This is a genomic window from Sphingobium sp. JAI105, assembly GCF_015752145.1.
Lineage (GTDB): Bacteria > Pseudomonadota > Alphaproteobacteria > Sphingomonadales > Sphingomonadaceae > Sphingobium > Sphingobium xenophagum.
On sequence record NZ_JADOUC010000002.1, the window covers coordinates 315,845 to 342,084 of the forward strand.

The 26,240-nt window shown below is 63.9% G+C and carries 27 protein-coding genes; 21 read left to right on the plus strand and 6 right to left on the minus strand.

The annotated features are described in order from the left end of the window. Window positions 1–5: 5 nt before the first annotated feature. Window positions 6–1,022 (minus strand): alpha-ketoacid dehydrogenase subunit beta, encoded by a 1,017-nt coding sequence (locus IWY39_RS18970; RefSeq protein WP_107123888.1) that lies wholly within the window; start codon window positions 1,020–1,022, stop codon window positions 6–8. Continuing rightward, complete coding sequence (locus tag IWY39_RS18975) at window positions 1,019–2,002, minus strand: thiamine pyrophosphate-dependent dehydrogenase E1 component subunit alpha (protein WP_107124051.1); 984 nt, start codon at window positions 2,000–2,002, stop codon at window positions 1,019–1,021. The genes IWY39_RS18970 and IWY39_RS18975 overlap by 4 nt, the downstream gene beginning before the upstream one ends. 186 nt (window positions 2,003–2,188) lie before the next feature. On the opposite strand from IWY39_RS18975, the gene IWY39_RS18980 reads away from it, so the two are divergent. Genes IWY39_RS18980 through IWY39_RS18990 form a run of 3 tightly spaced genes read left to right on the plus strand, consistent with a single transcriptional unit; the run spans window position 2,189 to window position 4,124 of the window. Continuing rightward, on the plus strand, window positions 2,189–2,734 hold the full coding sequence (locus IWY39_RS18980; protein ID WP_107123887.1) for a nuclear transport factor 2 family protein: 546 nt from the start codon (window positions 2,189–2,191) through the stop codon (window positions 2,732–2,734). After that, entirely contained in the window at window positions 2,731–3,624 is an 894-nt protein-coding gene (locus tag IWY39_RS18985; protein ID WP_107123886.1) for an SDR family NAD(P)-dependent oxidoreductase, read from the plus strand. Before IWY39_RS18980 ends, IWY39_RS18985 begins: the two co-directional genes overlap by 4 nt. Window positions 3,625–3,635: 11 nt before the next feature. Next, window positions 3,636–4,124: a VOC family protein gene (locus IWY39_RS18990; RefSeq protein ID WP_107123885.1), complete on the plus strand. Its 489-nt coding sequence runs from the start codon at window positions 3,636–3,638 to the stop codon at window positions 4,122–4,124. A gap of 29 nt (window positions 4,125–4,153) precedes the next feature. Here the strand turns inward: IWY39_RS18990 and IWY39_RS18995 are convergent, their stop codons facing one another. Further along, on the minus strand, window positions 4,154–4,612 hold the full coding sequence (locus IWY39_RS18995) for a MaoC family dehydratase (protein ID WP_107123884.1): 459 nt from the start codon (window positions 4,610–4,612) through the stop codon (window positions 4,154–4,156). A gap of 222 nt (window positions 4,613–4,834) precedes the next feature. On the opposite strand from IWY39_RS18995, the gene IWY39_RS19000 reads away from it, so the two are divergent. From IWY39_RS19000 to IWY39_RS19045, 10 genes are all read left to right on the plus strand, one after another. Further along, window positions 4,835–6,016: a serine hydrolase domain-containing protein gene (locus tag IWY39_RS19000; RefSeq protein ID WP_107123883.1), complete on the plus strand. Its 1,182-nt coding sequence runs from the start codon at window positions 4,835–4,837 to the stop codon at window positions 6,014–6,016. After that, on the plus strand, window positions 6,013–7,608 hold the full coding sequence (locus IWY39_RS24475; RefSeq protein WP_107123882.1) for a GMC family oxidoreductase: 1,596 nt from the start codon (window positions 6,013–6,015) through the stop codon (window positions 7,606–7,608). The genes IWY39_RS19000 and IWY39_RS24475 overlap by 4 nt, the downstream gene beginning before the upstream one ends. A 54-nt stretch (window positions 7,609–7,662) precedes the next feature. Continuing rightward, complete coding sequence (locus IWY39_RS19010; RefSeq protein WP_107123881.1) at window positions 7,663–8,217, plus strand: GNAT family N-acetyltransferase; 555 nt, start codon at window positions 7,663–7,665, stop codon at window positions 8,215–8,217. A 69-nt stretch (window positions 8,218–8,286) separates the two neighbouring features. Continuing rightward, window positions 8,287–8,973, plus strand: coding sequence for a hypothetical protein (locus IWY39_RS19015; protein ID WP_107123880.1), 687 nt, complete (start codon window positions 8,287–8,289; stop codon window positions 8,971–8,973). Between the two features lie 131 nt (window positions 8,974–9,104). Then, window positions 9,105–10,298, plus strand: coding sequence for a sulfotransferase (locus IWY39_RS19020; RefSeq protein WP_107123879.1), 1,194 nt, complete (start codon window positions 9,105–9,107; stop codon window positions 10,296–10,298). Window positions 10,299–10,312: 14 nt separating this feature from the next. After that, window positions 10,313–11,146 carry an SDR family NAD(P)-dependent oxidoreductase gene (locus IWY39_RS19025; RefSeq protein WP_107123878.1) on the plus strand — a complete coding sequence of 278 codons (834 nt, stop codon included), beginning with the start codon at window positions 10,313–10,315 and terminating at the stop codon, window positions 11,144–11,146. Continuing rightward, on the plus strand, window positions 11,143–11,997 hold the full coding sequence (locus IWY39_RS19030) for an SDR family NAD(P)-dependent oxidoreductase (protein WP_107123877.1): 855 nt from the start codon (window positions 11,143–11,145) through the stop codon (window positions 11,995–11,997). Before IWY39_RS19025 ends, IWY39_RS19030 begins: the two co-directional genes overlap by 4 nt. A 19-nt stretch (window positions 11,998–12,016) precedes the next feature. Then, complete coding sequence (locus tag IWY39_RS19035) at window positions 12,017–12,775, plus strand: SDR family NAD(P)-dependent oxidoreductase (protein ID WP_181316625.1); 759 nt, start codon at window positions 12,017–12,019, stop codon at window positions 12,773–12,775. 4 nt (window positions 12,776–12,779) lie between these two features. Then, entirely contained in the window at window positions 12,780–13,343 is a 564-nt protein-coding gene (locus tag IWY39_RS19040; RefSeq protein ID WP_181316623.1) for a VOC family protein, read from the plus strand. Window positions 13,344–13,360: 17 nt separating this feature from the next. Then, window positions 13,361–14,521 (plus strand): oxidoreductase, encoded by a 1,161-nt coding sequence (locus IWY39_RS19045; protein ID WP_107124050.1) that lies wholly within the window; start codon window positions 13,361–13,363, stop codon window positions 14,519–14,521. Window positions 14,522–14,625: 104 nt separating this feature from the next. Here IWY39_RS19045 and IWY39_RS19050 read toward each other — a convergent pair whose 3' ends face one another. Genes IWY39_RS19050 through IWY39_RS19060 form a run of 3 tightly spaced genes read right to left on the minus strand, consistent with a single transcriptional unit; the run spans window position 14,626 to window position 18,438 of the window. Further along, window positions 14,626–15,444, minus strand: coding sequence for a sugar phosphate isomerase/epimerase family protein (locus tag IWY39_RS19050; protein WP_107123874.1), 819 nt, complete (start codon window positions 15,442–15,444; stop codon window positions 14,626–14,628). A 28-nt stretch (window positions 15,445–15,472) separates the two neighbouring features. After that, entirely contained in the window at window positions 15,473–17,122 is a 1,650-nt protein-coding gene (locus IWY39_RS19055; RefSeq protein WP_107123873.1) for an FAD-binding protein, read from the minus strand. Then, window positions 17,119–18,438 (minus strand): aromatic ring-hydroxylating oxygenase subunit alpha, encoded by a 1,320-nt coding sequence (locus tag IWY39_RS19060; RefSeq protein WP_107123872.1) that lies wholly within the window; start codon window positions 18,436–18,438, stop codon window positions 17,119–17,121. The genes IWY39_RS19055 and IWY39_RS19060 overlap by 4 nt, the downstream gene beginning before the upstream one ends. Window positions 18,439–18,678: 240 nt before the next feature. Here IWY39_RS19060 and IWY39_RS19065 point away from each other — a divergent pair, with 240 nt between their 5' ends. From IWY39_RS19065 to IWY39_RS19100, 8 genes are all read left to right on the plus strand, one after another. Continuing rightward, the gene (locus IWY39_RS19065) at window positions 18,679–19,827 is read left to right on the plus strand and encodes a CaiB/BaiF CoA transferase family protein (RefSeq protein ID WP_107123871.1); all 1,149 of its coding nucleotides are present in this window, start codon (window positions 18,679–18,681) and stop codon (window positions 19,825–19,827) included. 167 nt (window positions 19,828–19,994) lie between these two features. Next, window positions 19,995–20,576 carry a TetR/AcrR family transcriptional regulator gene (locus tag IWY39_RS19070; protein WP_181316621.1) on the plus strand — a complete coding sequence of 194 codons (582 nt, stop codon included), beginning with the start codon at window positions 19,995–19,997 and terminating at the stop codon, window positions 20,574–20,576. 121 nt (window positions 20,577–20,697) lie between these two features. Beyond that, window positions 20,698–21,630 carry an SDR family NAD(P)-dependent oxidoreductase gene (locus IWY39_RS19075; protein WP_107123869.1) on the plus strand — a complete coding sequence of 311 codons (933 nt, stop codon included), beginning with the start codon at window positions 20,698–20,700 and terminating at the stop codon, window positions 21,628–21,630. A 19-nt stretch (window positions 21,631–21,649) separates the two neighbouring features. After that, window positions 21,650–22,147 carry a VOC family protein gene (locus tag IWY39_RS19080; RefSeq protein WP_181316619.1) on the plus strand — a complete coding sequence of 166 codons (498 nt, stop codon included), beginning with the start codon at window positions 21,650–21,652 and terminating at the stop codon, window positions 22,145–22,147. Then, complete coding sequence (locus IWY39_RS19085) at window positions 22,125–23,264, plus strand: phosphotransferase family protein (protein ID WP_107123867.1); 1,140 nt, start codon at window positions 22,125–22,127, stop codon at window positions 23,262–23,264. Before IWY39_RS19080 ends, IWY39_RS19085 begins: the two co-directional genes overlap by 23 nt. Window positions 23,265–23,386: 122 nt before the next feature. Then, window positions 23,387–24,160: a tyrosine-protein phosphatase gene (locus tag IWY39_RS19090; RefSeq protein ID WP_107123866.1), complete on the plus strand. Its 774-nt coding sequence runs from the start codon at window positions 23,387–23,389 to the stop codon at window positions 24,158–24,160. A 30-nt stretch (window positions 24,161–24,190) separates the two neighbouring features. Next, entirely contained in the window at window positions 24,191–25,039 is an 849-nt protein-coding gene (locus IWY39_RS19095; protein WP_107123865.1) for an SDR family NAD(P)-dependent oxidoreductase, read from the plus strand. 3 nt (window positions 25,040–25,042) lie between these two features. Continuing rightward, on the plus strand, window positions 25,043–26,233 hold the full coding sequence (locus tag IWY39_RS19100) for an epoxide hydrolase family protein (RefSeq protein ID WP_107123864.1): 1,191 nt from the start codon (window positions 25,043–25,045) through the stop codon (window positions 26,231–26,233). Window positions 26,234–26,240: the final 7 nt, after the last annotated feature.

Consider the following 26,240-nt stretch of genomic DNA (forward strand, 5'->3'; position numbering starts at 1 on the left):
TGATTCTACCCCTTACTATTTTGCATCAGCGCCGTTGCGGCCTCGACGATCGTGTCGGTACGCGGCGCGAACGCGGTTTCCAGCGGCTTGGAAAACGGCACGGGACAAAATGCGCCCCCAAGTCGTTTCACCGGCGCCTTAAGCCTACCGAACAGTTCCTCGCTCAGCACTGCGGCGATTTCCGCGCCCACACCGAAGGGCGTGACCGCTTCGTGCACGATCAGCACGCGCCCGGTGCTGCGCGCTGAGGCGATGACGGTCTCGCGATCCCAAGGCGCGATCGTGCGCAGGTCGATCAGTTCCGCGCTGATACCGTTCTCGGCCAGCCTGGCGATCGCGGGCCGTGCTTCCTGAATCATGCGGGCATAAGCGATGATCGTGACGTCCGACCCCTGAGCCAGCACATTCGCCGTGCCGATCGGCACACGATGGCCCGCATCGGCCGCGTCGTCCTGGTTCCAGTAGGTCGGCAGATTTTCGATGAACAGCACCGGATCGGGATCGTCGATCGCCGAGCGCATCAGGCCATAGGCATCGGCGGGACTGGACGGCGCGACGACCTTGATGCCAGCAGTATGCGCGAACCAGGCTTCCAGATAATCGCAATGCTGGCCACCCGAACCAAAACCCGCGCCGGTCATCGTGCGGATGACGATCGGCACATTTGTCTGCCCGCCCGACATGAAGCGCAGCTTGGCGGCGTGATTGACGATCATGTCCATCGCGACGGTGGTGAAGTTCATCAGCATGATCTCCGCCACCGGCTTAAAACCGACCAGTGACGCGCCGATCGCCGCGCCGATGATCGCCTGCTCCGAAATCGGCGTCGTGCGCACGCGATGATCACCAAATTCGGTCGAAAGTCCGCGCGTCACGCCGACCACGCCGCCCTCTTCGGTGTCGCCGATATCCTCGCCCAGGACCAGGACCGACTCATCCTCGCGCATCGCGTCCGCCAGCGCGGCATTCACCGACTTGAGGATGTTCGACTTACCCTCGGGTATCGCTGCTCCGCGGCTCATACCGTCACTCCTTGCGCGAACACATCGCGTTGCAATTCACTGATGTCGGGGAAATCGCTGGCGATCGCATATTCGACCGCCTCGTCCAGATCGGCCTCGAAACCGGCCTCGATCTCGGCCAGCTGCGCCTCGGTCGCGACCCCCGTCTCGATCAATATCTGGCGGAAGCGCGGCACCGGGTCGTTCGCCATCGCCTGCGCCTTGCGATCCTTGTCCATATAGCCATCGGCATCGCCGAACACATGGCCGAAGAAACGATAGGTCATCGCCTCGATCAGCGTCGGCCCTTCCCCGGCGCGCGCGCGATCCAACGCGGTGCGCGCCGCGGCATACATTTCAAACACATCATTGCCATCGACCCGGTGACCCGGAATGCCATATGACGCGGCGCGATCGGCGACCCGGACATTGCTGGTCTTCTCGTAAGCGGTATGCTCGCCCCATTCATTATTCTGGCACACGAAAATGACCGGCAGCTTCCAGACGGAGGCCAGGTTCAGCGCCTCGTGGAACGCGCCGATATTGGCTGCGCCATCGCCGAAATAAGCGATCGTCACCCGCCCGTCGCCGCGCAGCTGCGATCCCCAGGCAAGGCCGTTGGCGATCGGCATCGAACTGCCGACGATTCCGGTGGTGACCATCACGCCCGACTTGGGATGGGTGATGTGCATCGGCCCGCCCTTGCCCTTGCAGGTGCCGGTGACGCGCCCCGCCAGTTCGGCCCACAGTTCCTTCAGCGGAACGCCCTTGGCCAGCATGTCATGCGTGCCGCGATAGATAGTGCAGATATAATCGTCGTCGGTCAGGCAGGACGACACTGCGCTCGGAATCACTTCCTGCCCGCGCGGACTATAATAAGGCATGACCAGCTTGCCGGCGCGGATCACCTTGCGGCTCCGCTCGTCATTCGCCTTGATAAGGGCCATTTTGCGATAGATGGCGAGCTGCGTCGCGGCATCCGGTATCGGTCTGTTGCTCATATCCATCACCTATCTCACGACCATGCACCGGTTCAAATGGCGGATCGCCCCCCGCCCCGCATATCAGGTACGTGAACATTTGCCGCATCAGGCGAAGTTTGTCTGGCGGAGCGGCAGACCGGCACGGATAAATATCAATGCGACGACGCGGCATCGAACGCCGCGCAAGCGTTAAGGGAGCAGGATATGACGACACGGCCCAGTGATGCGGAATTGCGCCAGTTGCTCGACAAGGAAGCGATTCGCGATTGCCTGCTCCGTTACAGCCGGGGCATCGACCGCATGGATCGCGACCTGATGCTTTCGGCCTATCATCCCGACGGGTATGACGATCATGGCGTCACCCAGGGCGACCGCGAAACCTTCGTCGACTGGGCGCGCAGCTATCATCAGCGCGTGCAATTGCGCCACCAGCACCGCATCAGCAACGAGACGATCGAGCTGGATGGGGACAGTGCGCATGTCGAATCCTATTATTGCTTCTGGGGCGAGAATATCGAAGGGCCGCCGACCCTCGCCTTCGGCCGCTATATCGACCAATTCGAGCGCCGCAACGGGCGCTGGGCGATCGCCTATCGCGTCTGCATCAACGAAATCAGCGGATATTTTACCGGGCGGGAAATGACCGAAAATTACAGCAAGGTCTTCTACGCCTCAGGCCCCGGCACGCGCGACACTGACGACACCTCTTACGAACGCCCGTTGCTCGCCCGGCGCGAGGGCGGCGCATGATGGCATCGCTCGAAGACCGCATGGCGCTGCGCGGTCGCACGGCAGCGGTCATTGGCGGCGCGTTCGGCATCGGTCGCGCCGTGTCGCTGACGCTGGCGGAAGCGGGCGTCGATCTGTTCATCGCCGATGTCGACGAGGAATCACTCGCCGAGACCTGCGCGGCCGCAACCGCACTGGGTCGGACCGTCACCGGCCAGCGTTGCGACGTATTGAGCGAAGCCGACGTCGATGCCTTTTATACGCTGGTAGAGGCGCAGAGCGGCACCCTCGACATCGTCGTCAATCTGGCGGGCGGCACCCGGCGCGGCAAGCTGCTCGATCGCCCGGTGGAAGAGGACGCCCGCGATATTCGCCGTAACTATGGCTATGTCGTCCAGTCCTATCGACGCGCGATCCCCTTGATCCGGCGTGGCGGGCGCGGTGGCAGCATCATCAGCTTCACCACGATCGAGGCGCACCGCGGCGCGGCGACCTTTTCGGTCTATGCCGGCGCAAAGGCCGCCACGACCAATTTTACGAAGGCGATGGCGGTGGAACTGGGCGCGGAAGGCATCAGGTGCAACTGCGTCGTTCCCGATACCACGCCTTCACGGGGCAATATGACGGCGCTCGGTCCGGAAATGGTGGCGCGCCTGCGCGATCTGCCCGCTGAAATACAGCCGGCGGGCCGCGACATGTACGTGCCGATGCGCCGCTCGCCGCTGCCTGAGGAGCTGGCGAACGGCGTCCTCTTCCTGGCGTCCGGCCTTGCTTCGGCGGTGACCGGCATCGACCTGCATGTCGATGGCGGGACCAGCGCGGCATCGGGCTTTATCGACTGGCCGCATGGCGATGGCCATGTGCCGACCCCGCTCGCCGGGTCACTGCCCCGGCTGTTCGGCACGGATTGACGGAGATCAGCATGACCAGCCCCGCACCCTGTGGCCTCAAGGCCGAACTCTATCAGATCGGCGTCGTCGTGCGGAACCTCGAACAGGGCATGGCGCATTATCGTTCGCTGCTCGGCCTTGGCCCATTCTGGCGGCTCGATACCCATTATCAGGGCCGCTATCGCGACTGGACCGGCACCATCGCCAACCGCAACGCCTTCACGCGCTGGGGCGACCTTTATCTGGAGATGATCGAACCGGGTGAGGGCCTTGCCAATGCCCGCGAATGGCTTGAAACAAGAGGCGAAGGCATTTTTCACCTGGGCTTTGTGACCGACGATATCGGCCAGCGTCCTGCCGGCGTGGAAGTCTGCTTCGAATCGACCACGACCGACGGCAAAGTCGCGGTCGTGCATCTCGATACCGTCGATCAGCTGGGCTATTTCGTCGAACTGGCGGAACGGCCGATGGTGGAGCGGCTGAACGCCCGGATCGACAGCTTCCTGGCGACCGGGGCCTGATCGCTGCCCCGGTCCCACCCAGGCGGCGATCAGCTGTCAAACATCAGCGTCATGGTCTCGGCGATCAGCGCAGGCTTTTCCTTGCCCTCAATCTCGATGGTGGCGGAAAAGGTGACCAACTGCCCGCCTTTGGTGGCCTCGACCGATTTCACTTCCTGGCTGAGGCGAACCCGGTCGCCGCTCTGCACCTGGCCGAGAAAGCGGACCTTGTTGAGGCCGTAATTCAGACTGCGCTTGCGATTCTTGACGCGGAACACCTGCCGGTTCAGGCGCGGCAATAGCGACACCAATAGATAGCCGTGCGCGATGGTCTTGCCGCTCGGCAATTCGCGCGCGGCGCGCTCTACATCGACATGAATCCACTGGTCATCGCCGGTATTCTCGGCAAAGCCCGTAATCATCGCCTGATCGACGGTCAGCCACTCGCTCTTGCCCAGGCATTGGCCGATATGCGCCGCCAGAGCGTTTGGATCTTCTACTTCGATCATAATGCCTCCTGAATAAGCCGCCTGTTGCGATGTCCGGCGTTATCGGCGCGCGCGGGGGCGTGGCTAGTCCGGCCGTGCCCGATCATATATATGATCCGCTGCCGAATTGGCTTCGGGGCCTGCCGCTTCGCGGGATATTCCCCCACTATCTGTTCGATCGCACGCCTTGCCCGGAACCGGCAGGCATGGCTATATAGCGCTACTATATATGGAGAGGTGTGAATGGAAGCGCTCGCGACCGGACCCGCGCAAGACGCGGTGCAGGCCCTGCTCGACCGGCTGGTGGCCGAAGGCAGCGAAATCGGCATTCAGGTTTGCGCTTATCAGGGTGAAACCTGCGTTGTGGACGCTTGGTCGGGCGTGACGGAAAAGGGCGGGAATGTCGCCGTGACGCCGGACACGCTCTTCAACGTCTTTTCCGTGACCAAGGCGGTGTGCTCCACCGCGGTGCACATGCAGGTAGAGCGCGGGCTGGTCGACTATGACGCGCCGGTTGCGACCTACTGGCCAGAATTCGCCGCCGCCGGCAAGGGCGACATCACCGTCCGCCAGGTGCTGTCGCATGTTTCGGGCGTCTATCGGATGCCGCCGGACGTCACGCCCGAACTGATGACGAACTGGGACTGGATGTGCCGGCGAATCGCCGAGATGCCGGCGAGCTACCCGGCAGGCAGCCGGTCCTCCTATCAGGCGATGACCTTCGGCTGGCTGACCGGCGAAATCGTGCGCCGCACCGATCCCAAGCGCCGCCCGTTCGGCCAGTTCATCCGTGATGAGATCGCCCTGCCGCTCGGCGCCGACGACTTGTGGGTCGGCATCGACGATGCGGTCGAGCCGCGCGTCGCCACGCTTGATCCCGAATCTGTCTATGTCGCGCCCGACGGCAATGCGATGCGCGAGGCAACTCCGCTTCAGGTCGACCTGATGCCGCATGTGTTCGAGCTTCCCTTCGTGCGCCGCGCGACCATCGGCGCGGTCGGCGGCATCTTCAATGCCCGCTCCTGCGCGCGGCTGTGGGCGATGCTCGCCAATTGCGGCACATTGGGGGGCGTGCGCCTACTCTCGGCGGACCGCGTCGAAAGCTTCACGCAGCCGCGCCCGCATTTCGACGATGCCGATCCCGTCTTTTTCGGCATGAAGGTGCCGATCGCCTGGTCGGGCTATTGGCTGGGCGGCGACAATCCCCCAGTGTCAGCGCCGCGCAATCCGCGCGCGCTGTCCCATCCGGGCATGGGCGGCAATATCGGCTGGGCCGATCTGGACAGCGGCCTCGCCGTCGCTTTCTGCCACAACCGCATGTTCGACACGCGCGAAGTGGCCCAGGACCATCGCACGCTGGTGGGCGATACGATCCGCGCCGCGCTGGGTCAGGCCGCGCAAGTCCCAGAAGCCGCCGCGCAGTGAAGACATGGGATTATATCATCGTCGGGGCGGGGTCGGCGGGCTGCGTGCTTGCCTATCGGCTGTCCGAAAATCCGGCGAACCAAGTGCTGCTGATCGAAGCGGGGCCAGAGGACAAATCACCCTTCATCCACATGCCCAAGGGCGCGGCGAAGCTTTTCACCGACCCGCGCCATGTCTGGTATTTCAAGACCCAGCCCGATGGGGACACGCCGGAGGAAACATGGTTGCGCGGCAAGATGCTGGGCGGGTCCTCCTCGGTCAACGGGATGATGTATTTCCGCGGCCAGCCCCAGGATTATGACGGCTGGGAAGCGATGGGTGCCAAGGGATGGGGCTGGAACGCGATAGGCGCGGCGTTCAAGGCGATCGAAGGCCATGAACTGGGCGAGGACGAGGTGCGCGGCGGCAGCGGTCCGCTGGGCGTACAGGTCGCGCCAGACCGCAGTGACTTGAGCGAAGCTTTCATTCACGCCGGCGAGCAACTCGGCCTGCCCCGCGTCGCCGACCTCAACCGGCCGGAACAGCTTGGCGTCGGCTATGCGACCCGCACTATCCGCAAGGGCCGGCGGATGAGCGCGGCGCGCGCGTTCCTGAAGCCGGCGCGCCGGCGCGCCAACCTGACCGTCATTACCGACGCCCCGGTCGAGCGTATCCTGTTCGAGGGCCGGCGGGCCGTGGGCGTCGAAGCGACCGTCCAAGGAGAGAGAAAGAGTTTCCACGCGCGCGAGACGATCCTGAGCGCGGGCGCGCTGCTGTCTCCGCGCCTGCTGATGCTGTCGGGCGTCGGGCCGGCCGCCGATCTGCGCGCGGCGGGTATTGATGTCATCGCCGACAGCCCCGGCGTGGGCCGGCACATGCTGGAGCATCGGCTGCTGATGATGCGCTACTGCCTGACCCGGCCCCTGAGCCAAAACCGCCAGTTCCGCGGGCCGCGCCTGATCCGCAACGTGCTGCGCTATGGTCTGTTCGGCACCGGACCGATGGCGGCGGGCGCCTATGAAGCGGGCGGATTCGCCAAAGCGCTGCCAGATGCGGAAACCCCTGACATAGAGGTGCTGATGGCGCCCTATGTGGTCGTGCGCGATGCGCGCGGCACGATGGTCCCGGACGATAATGAAAGCTTTCACGTCTTCGGCTATCCGCTGCGCTCCAAGAGCGAAGGTTCGATCGCACTGGATCCTTCTGCGCCGAACGGCCCGACGCTGATCAGGCCGGGCTATCTGACCGACCCCTACGACCAGAAGGTGACGGTCGCCATGTTCCGCTATGTGCGCGAATGGATGCGCCAGCCGGCGATCGCAGCGTTGATCGAAAAGGAAATCGACCCCGGCGAGCAGTTGCAGTCGGATGAAGACATCATCCATGCGTTCAGGGCGAAGGGCAATGCCGGTTATCATGCCTGCGGCACCTGCCGCATGGGCGATTTCCCTGACGCGGTGGTCGATTCCGACCTGCGGGTGAAGGGGGTCGATGGCCTGCGCGTGATGGATACGTCGATCATGCCCGCGATGGTGTCGTGCAACACCAATGGGCCGGTCATGGCGTCGGCCTGGCACGCGGCCAATCTGATCCTGGCCGGGCGGAACATCTGATAACGTGATGAAGCGCTACGATTTGGCCCGCACGCTTTATAGGAGCTGATCGCCATGCGCGATGTTCGGGACGCTGAAGACGCTGATCGGGACATGCTGGCGGGTATGTTCAGCAGAGCATTCGCCGACGATCCCTGCATGACGTGGCTCTACCCCGAGCGAAACGCGCGGAGCGTGAGCGCAGTGAACAGCTTCCGCTTTTTGTTCGATCAGAACGTCACAGGCATAAGACTGACGACGACGGGCTGTGAAGCCACAAGTCTTTGGCAGTTTTTCGCTCATGGCGATCGCCCGGCGCAAACCGAAAAGACACCGGCCGACATCTCACGCACCGCTGCGCTGACTCACGCGCTGGCCATGCATAAACCACTCGGAGAATTCTGGTATCTGCATGTAACGGCATGTGAGCCAGCCCATCAGGGTGCCGGGTGGGGGGCTGCCGTTATCCGTGCGGGTTTGGCCCGCACCGCCAGGAAGTCCATTTATCTCGAAACCGCCAATATTGCCAACCTCCCCTTTTATCGCGCGATGGGTTTTCACGTATCTGAGGAGTGGGATGTGGCGGACGGCGGCCCGCATTTCTGGTCAATGACGCGGCCCGCGACCTGACGTGCGGGCTTGTGATCAAGAAAATACCCGGCGATTGCCCCAGTCATCGCCATGTCATAGCGTGCCGCCATGCACTCGCTGAACCTGCGTCCCGCCATGTCGGCGCTGCTGCGCTATTATTCCGACACTGGCGAAATCCCCAGCCGGGCAGGTCTCGCCGAGCTGTGGGGATACAGGTCGCGCGCCTGGGCCGATCGCGTTGCCAAGCGCCTGGTGGAGACAGAATTTCTGGTCAGGCGGGCCAATGGACGGCTGGCGCCAGGCCCTTGCTTCGACATTAAGCCTGCGGACGTCGAGGGAAACGACGCAACCGCCCGCGATCCACTGCCGACCGCAGTGGAGGTGCGCGCGCTGGCATTGATGATCGCCGGCACCGGCGCGGTCCTGAGTGCGGCCGAGGAGGGCGATCGCCGGTCGGAAACGCCTAGCTTTGCGGAGCTGATGCTGCTGGACATGCTTGCCGGTCTGGATCGGCCGGAATCGCGAGAACATGAGGCGCTGCGTCGCCTGGGCGGATTTTCGCCCGACATGTTCCAGAAGGTCGTGGCAACGCTGGTGCGGGCGGGCCTGATCGACGCAAACATGGATGCGCCCGCATTGACGCTCACGGAAAAGGGCCGCGCGCTTGCCGAGGCGCGCGCGTCGTCGCCCTCCCCGGCTTTGGATGTGTTACACTCGCTGGGCGTTCGTGACCGATTGAGCCTGCTGCGCGTGATTGGGCATGTCCGGCACAGGCTGGAATCGTCTTCGGAATAGCGTCTCGCAGCATCATCACATATGTACTGATCCATAGAGTACATTTGTCCTGTATTGGTATCAGGGTGTAAGCCGGTTCCACAGATCGGACGCGCAGTGCGAATACCGGTCCGCATTCGGAAGAGGTATCGATGTCTGCCAGTGCAGTTGCGGCGCGTGACCGCCATCCCGGCAAGGAATGGCCCGACAGCGCGATTGTCCGGCTGATCGAAACGGCGGAAATGACCGCGGGCTATTTCGGTCTGGTCGATGATGTACTGAAACAGCGGATCGCGACACTGGTCCGCGCGATCATCCCTACCCGCGCCGACGCGACGATCGAAGGGATGCGCCAGGTGCGCCAGCTCATCGCCAGCCGCATCGAAATGGCAGCGGACCGCATCGCGTATCCCGAAATCGAGGCGGAGCGGATCGAGCGACCGATCTTCGTGGTCGGCGCACCACGCACCGGCACCACGATCCTGCAAGCGCTGCTCGCGCTGGACGAGGGCGCACGCACACCGCTGGCGCTGCACACCCGCTCGCCCTCCCCGCCTCCCGGCGCCGGCCCGGTCACGCAGATGCGGATCGATCGTGTGCGCCAAGACCTTATCCAGATGCTGGAGGTGTCGCCCGGTCTGCTGAAACTTCACCCCTATTGGGACAAATATGAAGACACACTGATCGAGGATGAGGAAGTCTTCGCGCTGGATTTTCAGAATTGCTACCCGACGCTGCTCTACCGCGTGCCGGGCGTGACGGCCGGGGTCGGCGCGAAGGACGCCGCCGGGGCCTACCGCTTCCACCGCCAGTTCCTGCAACATATGCAATGGCGGCAGCCGACGGGTCATTGGGTGTGCAAGGGCGTCTATCATCAATGGGCACTTGAGGCTCTGCTGGCCGAATATCCCGACGCGCTCTGCATCTGGCCGCACCGCGCGCCCTCGCAAGTCTATCCCTCGATGCTGAACATGGTGGCATCCTATTACGGGTCCATGACCAATTGGACGCAGGATTTCACGAGCGTCGGCCGCACCGTGCTGGAACGCGCCGCCGCCGGACTGGAGCGCGCGATCGCGAGTCCGATGGTCGATGATCCGCGCGTGCTGCACGTTTCGTTCAAGGAATTGAGCGCAGATCCCGCCGCGCTGGTAGCGAAAGCCTATCAGGCGTGGGACATGCCCGTCCGCCCGGCGTTCCAGGAGGCAATGCAGGGCTGGCTTGCCGATCCGGGCAATCGCGCCGACCGCTATGGCCGGCACAGCTATGATCTTGCCCCCTTCGGCATCACGAAGGAGGAAATTGACGAGATTTTCGCTGTTTATCGCCAGCGGTTCTCGCTGTGAGTGCAGATCCCGTCATGCAGCGGGTGGGAATTGTCTTCGGAGGCGCTGGCGGCATCGGCGCGGCGAGTGCGCGGCTGATCGCGGCGGACGGCGCCGCGATCATGGTCGCTGACCGTGATGGCGATGGCGCGCGGGCCGTGGCCGACGCGATCATCGCCGCTGGTGGACAAGCCGACTTCTTTGCCTGCGACGGTAATGACGAAGCGCAGATCCGCGCTCTCATCGATCGCACGGTCGCGCGCTTCGGCGGCATCGACATCCTCGCCAACATCCTCGCCATGACCGGGGACGGCCATGCCAATGCTGGATCGATCGCGGAAATGACGGCGGACGCCTGGGACCGGACCTTTGCCATCAATCTGCGCGCGCCAATGCTGGCGGCGAAATACGCCATCCCGTCCATGATCGCGCGCGGCGGCGGGTCGATCGTCAACATATCGTCCACCGCCGCGATCCTGTCGCTCGGCGCATTGCCCGCTTATGCCTCGTCCAAGGCGGGGCTGCACGCACTTAGCCGGTCAATCGCCACTGAATTTGGCGCCCGCCGCATCCGCTGCAACACGGTCGCGCCGGGCTTCATCAAAACGCCGACGACCAGCCGGATGAGCGAGGAATTCTTCGCGCTCACGCTCAAGCACAACGCGCTGCCCTTCATCGGCGCGCCCGAGGATATCGGCCATGCCGTCGCCTTTCTGGCGTCCGACAAGGCCCGCTACATCACTGGTCAGCTCATCACCGTCGATGGCGGCCAGACTACGCATCTGGGCATTTTCGCGGACCTTGCAGGCCGGGCGACGGATGCCGCCGCCCATCGCGACGATGTCGTTCCCAGCCCGAAAGGATCATGATGAAAACGCATAACCGACTGGCGGGAAAAGTCGCGGTCGTCACCGGCGGGACCGCCGGCATCGGCCAGGGCATCGTCCTGCGCTTCCTGCGCGAAGGCGCGAAGGTCGTCTATTGCTCGCGCACACCGGGCGCGGACGCCGAAAACAAAGCGATCATCGTCGCCGACATTCCCGGCGCGGCGGAGCGCGCGCATTTCATCGTCGCGGATGTCGGCGTCGAGGATCAAGTGCGCGGCGTGGTGCGCGAAGCAGTTACGCGCTTCGGCAAGCTCGACATTTTGGTCTGCAATGCGCAAGGCATAGCACAGCTGCGATCGATCGAGGACAAGCCCGATAGCGACTATGAAATGGTCCATCGCACCGGCTTCTATCAGACGCTCTGGTGCATGAAGGAGGCGCTGCCCTATCTCAAGCAGTCGGGCAATGGCCGGATCGTCACTTTCTCGTCGCACTGGAACCTGTTCGGCCAGTTCCTTTCGTCGGATTACAACACGACGAAGGCGTCGATCGAGTCGCTGACCCGCTCGGCCGCGAAGGAATGGGGGGGCTGGGGCATCACCGCCAACTGCATCCTGCCCGCCGGCGACAGCCGCGCCTACAAGACCTACAAGAATCAGAGCGCTGAAAATATTGCGCTCGCCGCCAAGAGCGACGCCGCGCGGCCGATGGGCCGGATGGGCGATTGCGAGCGCGACGTCGCCGCCGCAGTTCTGGGTCTGTGCTCGGATCATGCCCGCTTCATCACGGGGCAGGTGTTCGGCGTGGATGGCGGCGCATGGCTCTCGACTTCGCGGCAAAAGCATAAGGCGGGGACCGAAATTCACGCCGGTCGAACGCAGACAGCAGCCTGAACCGGCGGGAGGACAGAAAATGGGCATATTGGAAGGCAAGGTCGCGATCGTCGCGGACGTCAACGACCTGTCGCTGGGTATCGCGACCAAATTCGCGGCCGAGGGCGCGCAGGTCGTGCTGGTCGGCAGCGGAGCGCCGGCACAGGGCCAAACGGGGCGCTTTGTCGCTGCCGATCTCGACGACGCGGCTGCCGTCACGGCGCTAGTGAACGACATCGCCGAAACCGAGGGCGGAATCGACATATTGGTCAACGCGACCCAGCCGCCGCCGGTCTGGTCGCCCTTCGCGGAAAAAGCGGAGGAGGATTTCCGTAGCGCCTTTGACGCCGTGGTGATGCGCGCAGTGTACATGATGAAGGCGGCCTACCCCCATCTCAAGGCGCGCGGGCAAGGCCGGGTCATCAATCTCGGCTCGATGTACGGCATCGCATCGCATCGCGACGTGACCGACGCCGCGACAATCGACGGCGCGCTGATCGCCCTGACGCGCGGCGTTGGCCTGGAATGGGGCCGCGATCAGATCAACGTCAATTATCTCCAGACCGCTGCCCCCGATATTCCGGCTTTCCAGCAATTCCGTAAGGATAAGGGGACGGGCGTCGATGACCTGATCGACATGCTGCCTATGGGCCGGATGGCCGATCCGGTCGAGGATGTCGGCGGCGCGGCGCTGTTCCTGGCTTCGGACGAAGCCTGCTTCATCGTCGGGCATAAGGTGCTGGCGGATGGCGGGCAGCATGTCGCCGCCCCGGTGTTCGAACCGGGCGGAATATTCTGACGCGATGGCAGGGCTTTCGTTCGGCGACCCCAGGCAGGCGGAGGGCGTGATCGTCCAGACCGCTTTCGTCGTGCGCGATCTTGCCAAAGCGGTACAACACTGGAGCGCGACGGTCGGCGCCGGTCCCTTTTTCCGCGCCGACCTTTGCGTCCGCTCGATTTTTCGGGGGCGACCGGCGACGTCTGATGTATCGCTCGCCGTGGGCTATCATGGCGACATGATGATCGAACTGGTGCAGCCGCGCAGCGGCGATCGCAACATCTACGCCGAATATCTCGATGCACGCGGTGAAGGGCTGCATCACCTGCAACTCCATACCGCCGATCCGGACGCGGCTGCCGCGCGCTATGCGGCGGCGGGCTGCGGCACGGTCTCACGCAGCGAGAGCGCCGACTTCGGATGCTCGCTCTTCGTCGATACGCTGGACCAGCTTGGCTACTATCTCGAATTCGGCGCTTATCCCACTGCGATCACCGATCTGGTCGAGGAGTTTCGGCAGACTCACGCCGCATGGAACGGCAGTCGGCCTATGCGCGCGTATCCGCCACCGGCGCGCAAGACCTTGTGATCAGAAGGACGCATCTCATGACACGACCCGTTGACGCATTGTTTGCACCGTTTCGCATCGGATCGCTGTCGCTGCCCAACCGGCTTGTGATGGCGCCGATGGGACGGTTGCAGACTGACAATAATCTGCCGCGGCCGACCTATCCCGAATATTTCCGTAAGCGCGCCGCCGGCGGCGTCGGCCTGTTGATCGGCGAAGCGGTGGCCGTCGATCATGCCGTGGCGTGCAGTTCGGACAAACATGCCTTCTTCCACGGCGACCCGGCGTTGCAGGCGTGGAAGGACGTGGTGGATGCGGTGCATGGCGCGGGCGGGGCGTTCATGCCGCAGCTCTGGCATGGCGGACTGCTGCGCGGCCCCAATCGTCCGGGTGCTTTTCCCAATGAACATCTGGAATCGATGGGGCCGTCCGGCTGGGCGGTTCCGCTGGTCCATCCCCAGCCGATCGGGTCACCGATCGAGGCGGAAGGTCCGCTTGGCATTGCCATGACGGAGCGGGATATCGCCGATGTCGTCGCCTCTTTCGCGCGCGCGGCCGCGGATGCGGTTGCGATCGGTGCGGATGGCATAGAGATTCACGCGGCGCATGGTTATCTGATCGATCAGTTCCTGTGGCCGCGCATGAACCGGCGGACCGATGGCTATGGCGGGTCGATCGCCAACCGGGTACGGTTCGCGGCGGAGATCGTCTCGGCATGTCGCGCCGCCGTGCCATCGAACTTCCCGATCTTCTTCCGCTATTCGCAATGGAAGCAGCAGGATTATGGCGCGCGGCCCGCCGCAACACCTGCCGAACTCGAACAATTTCTTGCCCCGCTGGTCGATGCCGGCGTCGACCTGTTCGACTGCTCGACGCGACGCTTCTGGGAACCCGCCTTTGCCGGGAGCGATCTGTCGGTTGCGGGCTGGACCCGCAAGCTGAGCGGGCGGCCGACGATGGCGGTGGGATCGGTCGGGCTGGACAAGGCGAGTTGGGATACCGCGAACGCGCATTCGGTCAGCTCCGCTGATGCGGCCAGCCTCGATCCGGTCATCGAACGGCTGGAGCGCGGCGAATATGATCTGGTCGGCCTTGGCCGGATGCTGATCCCCAATCCGGACTGGCCGCAGCTGATCCGCAGCGGCGCGACCGACCGGATTCGTCCCTATTCCAACGCCAATCTCGCCGAATTCCCCTAGAGTCTGTCCTGTTCAAATCGAACCGGACAGACTCTGATTTTCCCTGTTTGTCCTGATTTCGAGCCAGATGATTCCATCTGGCTCGAAATCACTCTGCCCGCCGATCAGCGGCCGGACGCCTCCAGCAGCGCGCGCATCGCTATCGCCGTCGCGGCGAGATGCGCGTCCGGCGCGACCTCACCCTTGTAGACGCCCGCATTTGGCGTTTCCGCACTGGTGATCAGGTCGGCGGGAAGGATCGACAATATTTCCCGCAGCGGGATCGCGCCCGCGCCAGGGAGAAAGCGATGCCGCACCGCTTCGCGCGCATAGGCCTTGAAATCGCCGTAGCGCCCCGCCGGTCCGTCGCAGACCTGAACATAGCCAATCATGCCGGGGCGATCGCGGACATAGGCGGCAAGCTGGTCGAGCGTACCGCCGGTTCGCTCATAATGGAGCGTGTCGAACATGATGCCGCAGCCATGCCGCCGCGCCCAGCCATCCGCCGCCACCAGATCATGCACCTCGGTCAGCGGTGTGAACTCGATCAGCAGTTCCAGCCCGGCCTTGGCCGCTTCCGCCGCGAACAATGCGAAATTTTCGTCCGCGCGCGCCTGCTCCGGATCGGTGATCAGCACGTTCAGGCGCGGCGCGCCCAGATCGACCGCCGTTTCCATGCGCCGCTTTTGTTCATCGAGCGAGAAGTCGGGCGCGATTCGGCATCCCTCCGCCACCGCCACCTTCACTCCCGCTGCCCGCACGGCGTCGATCGCCGCGCGCCGGACGGACAGATGCTCCAGCGGCGAATTGGCGGGATCGCCGCCGACGCTGGGATTGGGATGCAGGAACAGGCTGATCGTCGCGGCGCCCGCCTCCCCCGCCATGCGCGCAAAATCGGGCGGCGAAAAATGCCCCAATGTCAGATGATCGATCCCGAACGCCATCCTCGCCTCCCCGCTTGCTTATGGAGCGTCAATGCGCGGTCGCGTATTGCGCCGCGCGCCAGCCGAAAATGAACGAAGCGGCGATCGATGCGCCAGCGCCCGGATAGACGCCTCCGGTCGCCGATGCGGTGCAATTGCCGGTCGCGAAAAGCCCCTCGATCGGCGATCCGTCGGGCTTCAGCACGCGCCCGTCGATATCGGTGACCAGACCGCCATAAGTGCCCACGTCGCCGGGGAACATGCGCACGGCATAAAAGGGCGCCTGATCGATCGGTCCCAGATTGGGATTGGGCTTGACCGAGGCGTCGCCAGCGAACCGGTCATAAAAACGGCCGCCTTTGTTAAACTCCCCATCCACGCCGGATCGCGCAAAGCGGCCCATCCGCGCGGCACTCTCCTCCAGCCCGACCGGATTGACCCCGATCTTCGCGGCCAGTTCCGCCAGCGTGTTGGCCTTGAAGAAATAGCCCTCGTCGAACCATTTTTGCGGCGTCATCATCGGCGGCTGCTTGCCCCAGGCATAATGGCTGCGATGGCGCGCATCCAGGATCGCCCAGACCGGCTTGCCCGTCTTCTGGATCACATCATGCATTCGCTCGCCGGCTTCCATGTAGCTGCCGGCCTCGTTCATGAAGCGCTTGCCGTCGCTGTCCACGACCATCACGAACGGCTTGGCGATGCATTGCGGGTGCATAAAGGGCGCGGCCGCGCCGGGCGCCAGCGATCCGGGAATCCAGACGGCCTTGTCCAGATTGTCGGTGTCCGCGCCGAGGTCGATCGCCTGCTCCAGAAGTTCGCCGGTGTCGCCGGGATTGGCATTGGTCCATTCGATCTGCGTCGGCGTGCGGTGATAGCGGTCGCGCATCGCCTGGTTTCGCGCGAATCCGCCGATGTTCAGCAATACGCCATGCCGCGCGCCGATACGCTGCACGCGGCCGTCGATCCGCGTCTCGACGCCGACGACCTTGCCGTCCTCGACCAGCAATTGCGTCACCGGCGCATCGACATGGACTTCCACGTCATTCTTGAGCGCGGCATGAAGCATCTGCGCCTGAATGGCCGCGCCCGCGCTTGCCCAATGCTTGCCGGTAAAGCGCGCGCGCGTCATGCGGAACATCAGCGCCATCATTGCGAGCCGCCCCTCCCAAGTGCGCTTGGCGAGGCCGATGCGGTGCATCTCCTTGCGCTTGAACGGGTAGGGGAACGGCCCCTTGCGCAGCTTGGACTCCCATTCGCCCAGCTTGCGCGTGTCGAACAGCGTCATGCCGACCGAGCGCCCTTGCGGCAGGCCGCCGGGCCGGTCGTCATAATAATCGGACCAGCCATCGAAGCGGCGGAACTTGACGCCCTTGCCCTCGAGCCAGGTCACCAGTTTCGGGCCTGTTTCCAGATACGCGCGCTTGCGCTCGGGCGTGGAACCCTTGCCGCCGTCGCCGACGGTGTTCATCATATATTCCCAGCCCTTGTCGAGGCTGTCCTTGATCCCTTCGCGCGCCAGCAGCGGATTGGCCGGTATCCACAATACGCCGCCCGACATGGCGGTCGATCCGCCGACCATATCGGTCTTTTCCAGCACCAGCGGCTCCTGGCCCACTTCCTTCACCGCCAGCGCCGCGGCCATCGATCCGCCGCCGCTGCCGACGATGACGAAATCGACCGTCCTGTCGAAACCGCTCATGCGATGAACTGATGAATGGCGGCGTGGAAGTTCGATACTGCCAGTTCCTGTTTGGGATTGGGGCGAGCACCCTTGAATCCCCGGCTCTTCATGCCCTGCTGAATATCGGCCATATTCTGGAAATCCTGAGTCAGGATCAGCCCCCAATCCTCCACGCTGTGAATGTCCGGCAGGAATTTGACCTCGGGCTTGGGCTCCTGCCCTTGCGGGTAGCGTTCCAGCGCATAGACGTCGAAAATGCACGTATCGGGATCATCGCCGTTGGGACGCGCGCGATAGCCCAATAGATGACCCGGCCCTTGCAGGAAAACCATGTTGGGGAAAATGTGCCAGGACGTCCCCGCCTTCGACATCGTTGGCAACGTCAGCTCGGCGGGCCACGGCACGCCGCCCGCTTCATGCTCCTCGCGATTGAGCTGCATGAATTTCATCATGACATCCATCGGCTTATCCTCAGCCGTGGTTTCCTCGCGCAGCCGCCGGGCGGCGCGCATCGTATGGTCGGTCATCGTCGTGTCGAGCGTGTCGCGCATCTCTTCATAGAAGCGGATGATGCCCTCGCGCACGTCGATGTCGCCCATTTCGCCCAGGCGCGGCGACGGCAGGCCCAGCGGACGACCGGCGGCATAGCCGAAATTGCCGTGCAGCCCATGCTTGGCGCTGATCGTGTAATCCGAAGACCAGTCGAGCACCTGCCGGTGCGTCGTCTGCACATGATAGCCCTCGGTAAAGGCTTCGAGCGCGACTTTCCAGTTGGCGGGCAGGATGGTCTGGCGGCGCCATTTATAGCGCATCGAGCCGACATCGAACACGTCAAGATAGTCCGGCGCCGGCGACAGCCAGTAGCGCAATTCGGGCGCGGCATCGTCCATGCACACGAACACCCAGCCGTTCCAGCTATCCACGCGAACGGGCACGAGCGAAATTTCGTCGTCGGGCAACTGGCCGTCCCAGTCGTCCCGGTCGACGACACCCACCGGCTTGCCTTCCAGCGTCCAGTTCCACCCGTGATATTTGCAGAAGAAGCGGCCCATCTTGCCGCAGCCGCTGGTCAGCCGCCGGCCGCGATGCGGGCAGACATTGTAGAAGGCTTTCAGCTCGCCCTTCGACGTGCGCACCACCGTTATGGATTCGTCGGAAATGTCGAATGTCAAAAACTGACCCGAATTCTCGACCTCTTCGACGCGGCCGGCCATCAGCCAGGCGCGCGGCCACAGCCGGGCTTTCTCCAGTGCGGCGAATTGCGGCGACACATAGTCCTCGCCGGGGATGAAATCGTCCCGTACGCCCTTGGTAACAAGCTTATGTTCGGTCATTTCGAGCCACTCTCTCCGGCGTCATGCGCATGTCTGTCTCGACTATCCGTTAAGCCCTGAATCCATGAAGGATGCCAGCGGCGGCGCAACCCTCCATATATGTGATGGCATGGCGCAGAAAAAGGTCGGTGCTCCGGCGCACTGTGTCTTTTCATCTTCAGCACGGACCTGATCGATGCTCCTGCGCTCTTGCCAGCGGCGCGCGCGCCGCACAGCAGGGACGGGAATCGGAGACATGTGATGGGCGAACAGGTTAAACGTAAAGGGCCGCTGGCGGGCGTGCGCATCGTGGAGATGGCGGGCATCGGCCCCGGCCCGATGGCGGCGATGCTGCTCGCTGATCTGGGCGCGACGATCATTCGCGTCGATCGCCGGGAAAAGGTCGAGCTGGGCATAAAGCGGCCGGCGCGGTTCAATCTGCTCAATCGCAATCGCGAGATATTGGAAGTCGATCTGAAAGACCCGGCGGAAAAGGCGCTGGTTCTGACCCTGGTCGAACGCGCCGATGCGTTGATCGAGGGGTTTCGGCCGGGCACGATGGAGCGGCTGGGGCTTGGCCCTGACGACTGCCTCGCGCGCAATCAGCGGCTTGTCTATGGCCGTATCACCGGTTGGGGGCAGGACGGACCCCGCGCGCTCACCGCCGGTCACGACATTAATTATATCTCGATCACCGGCGCGCTCGATGCGATCGGACCGCAAGCCGGCCCGCCGATCGCACCGCTCAATCTGGTCGGCGATTATGCCGGCGGCGCGTTATACCTCGCTATGGGCATATTGGCGGCCGTGATCGAGGCGCGGACATCTGGCAAAGGCCAGGTGGTCGATGCCGCGATCTGCGACGGGGTCGCTTCGCTCATGACCAATTTCCACGGCATGAACGCCGCGGGCATCCATCTGACGCAACGCGGTGAGAATATCCTTGACGGCGGCGCGCCTTATTATGGCGTCTATATGTGCGCCGATGGCGGCTATATGGCCGTCGGTCCGATCGAAAGCCGCTTTGAAGCGGACATGCTGCGCATATTGGGGATTGATCCCGCCACCATGCCACCCCGCGACGATCGCGCGCAATGGCCGAGGGGCAAGGCGATCGTCGCCGCCGCCTTTCTGACGCAGGACCGCGCATATTGGGAGCGCGCGTTCGACGGCACGGACGCCTGCGCCTCGCCCGTCCTTACGCTGGTCGAGGCGGTGGAAGAGCCGCATCTGGCCGCGCGCCATACCTATGTCGAGATTGACGGCGTGATACAGCCCGCGCCTGCTCCGCGTTTCAGCCGCACGCCGCCCGCCGCGCCGCATGGCCCGGTCACGCCCGACAATCTGCGTGCGCTCGCTGCATGGCTCGATCCGGCGGAGATTGCGGGCCTCTCGCTCGCCTCGAGTTAGCTTACGACCGCCGGGCAAGCCGCCGACATGCGCCGGTCATGGTTTGACTTGAGCGCCCGTCTTTTCCCCGCCATGATTGCGTCTGGATATTTCAGGGGCCGATCAGGGGTATAATGACGGGCATGACCTCGCAGCGAAAGACGCCGCTCCGGCGGGGCCGGCCGCCAATGGAAGATGCAGAGGTGCGGGAACGCCGTTTGCTAAACGCGGCCCGCGAAGAGTTTCTCACCAAGGGTTTTGAAGGCGCGAACCTCGACCGGATCGCGCAACGAAGCGGCATCAGCAAGATGACGGTCTATCGTCAGGTCGGCAGCAAGGTCGCCTTGTTCAGAAAAGTATCGATGGATGCGGTCGGAAGCCTGCGTGCCGACTATCAGGCGGCGATCGACGAAGGCGGCCCGCCTGAGAAGGTTCTGCGCGCGATCATCCGTTTGAGCAAGGAGCGCAGCAATCCCAGCAGCTATGCGATCCTGCGCCTGACCATTTCCCAATTCTATAATTTCCCCGAAATGATCGAAGCCACGCTGCAAGACACGATCGAAATCAACGAACCAGTGGCCGATTATCTTCTCCAGATCGGCGCGGCGGCGACGAAGGAGGAAGCGACGCGGCGCGGGCTTATTCTGCAATCCATGTCCGTTGGCGGCTTCCTGAAACTGATCGGCAGCGAGGAACCCAACAGCCAGTCCTGGGAAGATGACGTGCTCGCCCTGTTCCTGGGCGGGATAAGCCCGCGCATTGCCCGCTGACCGCGATCCATCACATATATGACGCCAGCACATCCATGATGAACATGATCCACCACGCTTTTTAGTCTGGCATACGACCGCGATCCCCATCATCTGCCGCGACATAAAAGCGGGAGAGGATATGGCACGGCGTTTCGAGGGCAAGGTAGCGGTCGTCACCGGCGCGGGCCGCAATATCGGGCGGGCGGAAGCGCTGCTGCTCGCCAGCGAGGGCGCGCGCGTCGTCGTCAACGATCTGGGCGGCGGACCCAATGGCGACGAGCCGGGCAACGCCTCCTTCGCGCAGCAGGTGGTCGATGAGATCGTCGCTGCGGGCGGCGAGGCGGTCGCCGAGGTATCGAGCGTCGCATCGATGGAAGGCGGCGCGGCGATCGTGCAGAAGGCGATCGATACCTGGGGTCGGATCGACATCCTGATCAACAATGCCGGCATCGTTCGCGCGGGGCGGATCGACCAGCTTGAGGAAAAGGATTTCGACCTCGTCGTCAATGTCAGCCTCAAAGGGACGTTTGCCACGGTGCGTGCGGCCGCGCCGCACTTCATCCGGCAGAAAAGCGGGGTGATCCTCAACACCGGCTCGACATCGGGCCTTGGCCATTACGGCATGAGCAATTATTCAGCCGCCAAGGAAGGCGTGTCCGGCTTCAGCCGCTCGGTGGCGCGCGATCTGGGAGAATTCGGCGTCCGCTGCAATACGCTGCGCCCAATCTCCGCGATCACCGGCACGCGCACGCCAGGTGTCACCGAAACGGTAAAACGCACCGCCGAACTGGGGCAGCCACTCAACTGGAACCGACCAATGGCCCTGCGCCGTTTGTCGCCGACCCCAGATCAGGTCGCGGCGCTTGCCGTCTGGCTATGTTCCGACACGGCGGCGCATGTGTCCGGACGCGATTTCTTTGTTCAGGGCGATGAAATCGGCCTGCTCCCCGAAGTGGAGATGATCCGCACCGTGTTCGACGCGCAGGGCTTTGACTTGGAGAGCCTAGATGATCCGGGGGTCACCGAATATCTGCTGGGCGATATCAAGAACCGTTTCGTTCGGACCGACTGAATCAAAAAAGGGTTCTGCGATGATTGGATTTTTCACCAATAGCTTTTCCCAAGTCGCTTATGTCACGAACCGCTTCGACGAAGCGATCGCGCGGTTCGCGAACGATTATGGCGTCACGCGCTGGCTGGAAGTGCGCGACATGGACATGGGACTGGACGCCGACCGGCGGCTGCGCATGGATGTCGGCTTCGCGATGGCCGGCGGCGTGCAGATCGAACTGATCGCACCATCGGGGGGCGACGACGCGATCTATCGCGGCGCGCTGTCCCCCGATTGCGAGGGATTGCAGATCGTCCATCACCATATTGCGCAGCGTATGGCGACGCTAGACGACCTCGACGCGCTGCGCGAGCGTGCGCGTGCAAATGGCCTAGCCTTGCCGATCAACTATCATTCGCCCAACGGCGTCCATTATTTCTACGTCGATACCCGCGAGACGTTGGGCCATTATCTCGAATATGTCTGGTTTCCGCCCGAATATTGGGAGGTGATGAATGCCCGCATCCCCGTCAACTGAAGCCACCCCGCCGCCGTTCCGGCTCGCCGGCGAGGGGCTGCTTCCCGTCGGCCCGCAGCCAGTCCCGACCAATATCGAGGGTATCGCCAATCATTGGCTCGCGAGCGCGCTCGCGGAAAATGGTCTGCCGGGCCTGGCGCACGCGGCCCTGTCCGAACCGATGGAGGGCACCGCGACGAAGGCGCGCATGGCGCTCAGCTGGAAGCCCGGATTTACTGGACCCGCCAGCATCATCGTCAAGGGCGGCTTTTCCGCGCACCGCGAACGCATGAGCTATATCTACGCGCACGAAGCCCGCTTCTTCCGCGAGATTGCGCCGCTGATCGACATTCGCGTTCCCGCCTGTTTCGGCACGGGGGAAGACCCCGAAGCGCGGCAATATATCGTGCTGCTGGAAGACCTCAATCTCGCCGGTGCGCAGATCTGCCGCGTCGAGCGGCCCTTCGACCGCGCCGCCACGCAAGCCTTTCTCGACATGCTGGCCCGGCTGCACGCCGCCTTCTGGAACTCGGACGCCTTTGCGGCGGGCGGTCGGTTCGAGACGATCAACCACTGGGAAGCACTGCCGGCCGGACCGCGTGGCGCCTATCAGCGCGGGCAGCTCAAAGAAGCGACCTTCCGCCATTATCTGGACCTGCCGCGCGGCCGTGCCTTGCCCCAGATGCTGCACGATCATGGCCGCATGACCGCCGCACTGGAACGGGTGACCTTGTTCGGCCACCGCCAGCCCTGGTGCATCGTCCATGCCGACTTCCACATCGGCAATCTCTATCTGACCTCCGACGGCAAGCCCGGCGCGCTCGACTGGCAAACCTGGTCCCGTGGCCATTGGGCACATGATGTCACCTATTTCCTGATCTCGGCGCTGGATGTCGTCGACCGGCGCAAATGGGTCGAGGAATTGATGGGATATTATCTGGAGCGCCTTGGCGCGCACGGCGTCCCCGATGTCCCGGCCCATGCCGACGCGATGGAGGTGTTCCGCATCCACATCGTCTACGGCCTATTTTTCTGGCTGACCAATCCGGTCGCCTTCCAGGTGGAGGCGAATAATGCGTCTGTCGCCCCCCGTTTCGGCATGGCGGCGGTCGATCATGGCCTGTTCGACGATCTTTAGGCGCGCGCAAGACGGCGGGAGATATTCATGGTGAGCATGGTGAAGCGCGAAAATAGCGATGATCGCACCGCGACGCCGCCATCACGGCGGGGGAACGATGCGCTCCCCATCCGGCGCGCGCGATGACCGCCCGGATCGATCCTATCCTGCCGGCGCTGCCGAATTTTCGCGAGGTGCGCGGGCTTCATGCGCAGGACGGGCGCGCCCTGCGAGGCGGCATGATCTTCCGATCGGAAGCCGTGCTGTCGCCCAGTGAGGAAGAGGCGCGCATCCTGCGCACGCTCGGCATCCGCACGATATTCGACCTGCGTGGGCCGGGCGAGCGTGCCGACGCGCCCAATATATGGTGGCGCGCAGAAGGCGCCGATATACGCGACATCGATCTGGTCGCCGATGCGCGCAACGCCGGATCGCACTGGGAATCCTTCTTCACCGATCCCGACGGTAAGGGCGGTACGGATCTGATGATAGCGACCTATCGCGCGTTGCCCCGCGGCGCGCTGGCGCATGTCGGATCGCTGTTTTCGGCCCTCGTCGATGGCGGCGCACCGATATTGATCCACTGCGCGGCAGGCAAGGACCGCACCGGCTTCATGGTCGCGGCGGTGCTGACGGCGATCGGCATAACCCCTGAGGCGGTGCGCGACGATTATCTGGAAAGCGGCGCGCGACCCAATCCGGCGGTCAACGCCATGACACGGGACTTGCTGGCAAAGCGATTGGGGCGGGCGCCTGCCGACAGCGTGCTTGCGGCGCTGACCGGCGTCGATCCCGCCTATCTCGATGCGAGCTTTGCCGCGATCGAAGCAGAATATGGCTCCACCGACGCCTATTTCACGGCGGCGGGCTGGGACCGGGAGCGGCGCGCGCGGCTTTGCGACGCGCTGCTGGTCTGAAGAGCAGGGAAAAAACAAGAGGAGAGCGGGATGGACGGGCTGAAGGACAAGGTGGCGGTGATCACCGGCGGGGCGACCGGCATAGGCAAAGCGCTGGCGCTCGCTCTGGCGGCCGAGGGCATGAAAGTTGTGATCGCTTCCACCAGCCGCGAGCGTCTTGACCTAGCCGCCGCCGAGATCGCCACGGCCGGCGGCGAGGTTCGCGCTCTGCTGTGCGACGTGACCGACCGGGAGGCGGTGCGCCGGCTCGCCGCTGACGCGCAAGCCGCGTTCGGCCCGGTCGATCTGCTGTGCGCCAATGCGGGAACGACGACCGCAGGTTCCTATCTCGATCATGACGATGCCGATTGGGACTGGATGATCGACCTGGTGCTGCGTGGCGTCACCCATTGCGTTCAGGCATTTTATCCCGCGATGGCGGCGCGGGGTTCGGGCCATATCCTGATCACGGGGTCGCAAACCGCTTATGCGCCCGACTGGGTGTTGAACCACGGCCCCTATGTCGCGGCCAAGGCGGCCGTCCATGCGCTCGCCGTGGCGTTGCGGCCTGAAGCAGCCGAGCATGGCGTCGGGGTGTCGCTGCTGGTACCCGCAGCCACGCGCACCGATGTGCGGGAAGGCGCACGCAGCCGGCCTGAACGCTACGGCCCGTCTGGATCGCGGGGCACGATGGCAATGCGCGCCGACGCGCCCAAGCCGCTGGCGGGTTATCCCGGCTATCTCGACGCGGAGGAAGTCGCGGCGCGCGCGATCGCCGGGATCAAGGCGAACGATCCGATCATCGTCACTCATGCCGGGATGAAGCCGCTGACCGACGAATATCTGGGCCGTATCCAGGCCGCTTATGACGCGGCGGTGCGTTTCCAGACAGAAAGCTGATTCGTGATCCGCATCGAACCCTATCGCGTGGATGTGCCGCTCTCGACGCTCGATGACCTGCACGACCGGCTGTCACGCGCACGCATCGCCGATGATTTCGGCAATGCCGACTGGCGCTATGGCGTCGAGCGCAGCTGGCTGGCGGAGATGGTCGCATATTGGCGCGACGAATATGACTGGGGCGCGCAACAGGCCGCGATCAACGCCCTGCCCAATTTCCATACCGAGATTGACGGCGTGCCGATCCACTTCCTGCATGTGAAGGGGAAAGGTCCTTCGCCCACGCCCCTCATCCTCACGCATGGCTGGCCCTGGACCTTCTGGGACTATCGCGACCTGATCGGGCCGCTGACCGACCCGGCGGCGCATGGCGGCGATCCCGCCATGTCGTTCGATCTAGTCATCCCCTCGCTGCCCGGCTTTGGCTTCTCAACGCCGCTCACGAAGACAGGCGTGGACGCGGCTGCGATCGCACAATTGTGGGTCAAGCTGATGGGGGCGCTCGGCTATCCCCGCTTCGGCGCGGCGGGCGGTGACTGGGGGGCGATCGTCACGACCCAGCTCGGTCATGCGCATGAGGAACATCTGATCGGCGTCTATGCCACGCTGGTGACTTTTCCCGGCATGGATCGCGCGCATATAGATCCCGGCAACTTCGCGCCATACGAGCAATGGATGCTGGCGCGGCTGGGCGAGGCGGCGCCGCTGATCCTCAGCCACTGGACCACGCATCGGCTGGACCCGCAGACGCTGGCCTATGCCCTGGTCGACTCGCCGGTCGGGACCGCCGCCTGGATATGGGAACGGCGGCGGGCATGGAGCGATTGCGGCGGCGACCTGCTGCGCGTGATGGACCGTGACGCGCTGTGCACGCTCGCATCCATATACTGGCTGAACGGCTCGATCGCTTCGTCGATGCGGCTATATTGGGAGCAGTTCAAGGATGGGCTGGTCTCGCCCTTGTCGCATGACCGCAAGCCGGTGATCCCGGTTCCGACCGGTTATGCTATCTTCCCGAAGGACGTGGCGATGGTCCCCCGCGCGGTCGCGGCGGAAAACACCGATCTGCGCCGTTGGACGGTCATGCCGCGCGGCGGTCATTTCGGACCGGCCGAAGCGCCAGACTTGGTGGTGAACGAATTGCGCGCCTTCTTTGGCGCTGAATATTGCCGCGACCGGCTGGCCGCGAACTGACACGAAA